Annotated in this window: 2 protein-coding genes and 1 pseudogene; 1 reads left to right on the forward strand and 2 read right to left on the reverse strand. The window is 70.9% G+C overall.

The window, feature by feature from the left end; all coding sequences use genetic code 11:
- Positions 1 to 1,045, forward strand: a 1,045-nt coding sequence (locus E1J50_RS26255; RefSeq protein ID WP_165937991.1) for an MMPL family transporter, incomplete at its 5' end; no start/stop codon positions are given.
- Positions 1,046 to 1,201: 156 nt separating this feature from the next.
- Here the strand turns inward: E1J50_RS26255 and hpnK are convergent.
- Positions 1,202 to 2,044, reverse strand: coding sequence for a hopanoid biosynthesis-associated protein HpnK (gene hpnK / locus E1J50_RS26260; RefSeq protein ID WP_132254519.1), 843 nt, complete (start codon positions 2,042 to 2,044; stop codon positions 1,202 to 1,204).
- Between the two features lie 80 nt (positions 2,045 to 2,124).
- A pseudogene (locus tag E1J50_RS26265) lies at positions 2,125 to 2,635 on the reverse strand (hopanoid biosynthesis associated radical SAM protein HpnJ); the annotation flags it as partial.

Here is a 2,635-nt window from a genome sequence, read left to right on the forward strand (position 1 = left end):
TCCGCGCGATCAGGACCAGAAGCTCGCGACGATCCAGGAGACGGCGCAACTCCTCGATCCCGTGCTCAACCCAGGCCGCAAGCCGCCGCCGCCCACGGACGCCGACAACGTGAAGGCGATCAAGGACGCGGTGACGGCCCTGCGCGGCGTCGCCGGCAGCAGCGAGCCGGGTGCCAAGAGCGCCGAGGCGCTGGCCAACACCCTCGACAAGCTCGCCAACGCCCCCGTCGCGGTCCGCGAGGCGGCCTCCGTCGCGCTGACGACCGATCTGAAGACGCTGCTGAAGCGCCTCTCCGACCTGCTCCACCCGGAGAAGGTCACCCTGGAGAACCTGCCCCCGCAGGTGAAGGCCGAGTGGGTCGCCGCGGACGGGCGCGCCCGGATCGAGGTCCATCCGAAGGGGAACTCGAACGACGATCAGGTCCTGCGCAACTTCGCCAAGGAAGTGCAGACCGTCGCCCCCCACGCGACCGGAGCGCCCGTGGCGACGACGGCATCGAGCTACACCATCCTCGGCGCCTTCGTGCAGGCCGGGCTGACGGCGCTCGCGCTCATCTTCATCATCCTGTCGGTGGCCCTGCGCAAACCCTGGGACGTCGCCATGACGCTGGGTCCGCTGGTGCTCGCGACGCTGTGGACGCTGATGGCGCTCCACGTCATCGGCATGCCGCTGAACTTCGCCAACATCATCGCCCTGCCCCTGATGCTCGCGGTGGGCGTCGCCTTCCACATCTACTACGTCATCGCGTGGCGGGCGGGCGTGACCGACATGCTGGCCTCGAGCCTGACCCGGGCGATCTTCTTCTCGGCCCTGACCACGGGCACGGCGTTCGGCTCCCTCGTCCTGTCGAGCCATCCGGGCACGGCGAGCATGGGCAAGCTCTTGGCGCTGTCGCTGTTCTTCACGCTGCTCGCGGCCTTCTTCGTGGTGCCGGCCTTCCTGGGTCCGCCGCCCAAGAAGCCCGATCCGAAGCGCCCCGAGGCGAAGACCGTCGACAACGATCCGATGGTGCCGAGCCGCACCGAGGCGGCGCTGGCGAAGTAGCAGCCTGCAGCCGCCGCGGGCGGGGGTTCGCCCCGCGCCGCGGCGGCCGCCGGACGGGAGCCCCACCCCGGTCTCGTCGATCCGGACGGGACCGTTTGCGAAGCTCAGCGCTCGTGCCGCCGCGCGCGCCTCAGACCTGCCGGGCGCCGGCAGGGTTCAGCGGCTGAAATCCGAGAAGCCGCCGCTGACGGCCCCGACCCGCTGGAGCGCGGCCCGCGCTTCGGGGGCGATCAGGGCGTCCCGCTCCGCCGCGTAGGCGTAGCCCGGGGCCTCGCCGGGAAAGCCCGCCGCCGTCGCGGGATGCGTGTAGAGCTCGGTAAGTCCGTCCGGCAGGTGGGCGAGCAGCCCCGCCACGCGGCGAGGCGTCATCGCGCCGGACCACGCGAGGCCGAGGGTCCGGTCCGGGATCAGAAGGCCCGCCGCCCTGGCGCGCACGGAGAGGAGCGCCGCCCAGGGCGCGATGTCGAGGGCGGGCCGCGGGCGAGACCCGGGCTCGGCCTGGCGCAGGATCTCGCGAGGCTCCCGCGGGACGCGAAGCGCCCGCATGCCGTAATCGCGCCCGATCCCGAGCACCGCCCCGGCGATCAGCGGATGGACGTGGAAATGCTTGTGGGCGTTGACGTGGTCGAGCGGGAGCCCGGTGGCCCGGTAGGCCTCGAACTGGGCGCGGATCTCGGCGCCGAGCTGGCGGCGGGCGGGCGCCCGCACGGCGAGGTCGAGGCCCAGACGCTCCATGTCGCGCCGCATCAGCCCGTCGGGGCCGGTGAGGTCGGGCAGGTCCCCCGGGGGAAGCGTCGGCCACGCCTCGACGAGGACGAGGTGCAATCCCACGCGCAGGGAGGGCAGGCGGCGCGCGCGCGCCACCGCGTCAGCGGCTCCCGGAGCGGAGACCATCAGGCTCGCCGCCGTGAGGATGCCCTCGCGGTGGGCCTGCTCGACGGCCTCGTTGACCTCGACGCTCAGGCCGAAATCATCGGCCGTGACCACCAGCCGCTTCACGGCCACTCCCCTCGTCCCCGCAACGGAAACGGCCGGGCTTCAGGCCCGGCCGCTCCTCGATCGATCCGTGCGCGTGCCGCTCAGGCGGCCTTGGCGCTCGACTGACGCTCCTTGAGGAAGTGCCAGAACTCGACACCCTCGCGCAGGCGCCGCTTCATCATGTCGGGCGAGCGGACCATCTCGCCGACGATCGAGGCGATCTTCGGGGCGCGGAAGTAGAACTTCTTGTAGAAATCCTCGACCGAGTTGAAGATCTCGGTATGCGACAGGTGCGGGTAGTGCAGCGGCGCGACCTGCACGCCGTTCTCGTCGACGAGCTCGGCGTTCTCCACGTCGAGCCAGCCGTTCTCGACCGCCTGCTTGTAGAGGAAGGTGCCGGGATACGGAGCCGCCAGCGAGACCTGGATCGTGTGCGGGTTGATCCGGGTGGCGAACTTGATCGTCTCCTGGATCGTCTCCTTCGACTCGCCCGGCAGGCCGAGGATGAAGGTGCCGTGGATGGCGATGCCGAGTTCGTGGCAATCCTTGGTGAACTTCTCGGCAACCTCGACGCGCATGCCCTTCTTGATGTTGTGCAGGATCTGCTGGTTG

It is taken from the genome of Methylobacterium segetis (genome assembly GCF_004348265.1).
In the GTDB taxonomy this organism is placed as follows: domain Bacteria; phylum Pseudomonadota; class Alphaproteobacteria; order Rhizobiales; family Beijerinckiaceae; genus Methylobacterium; species Methylobacterium segetis.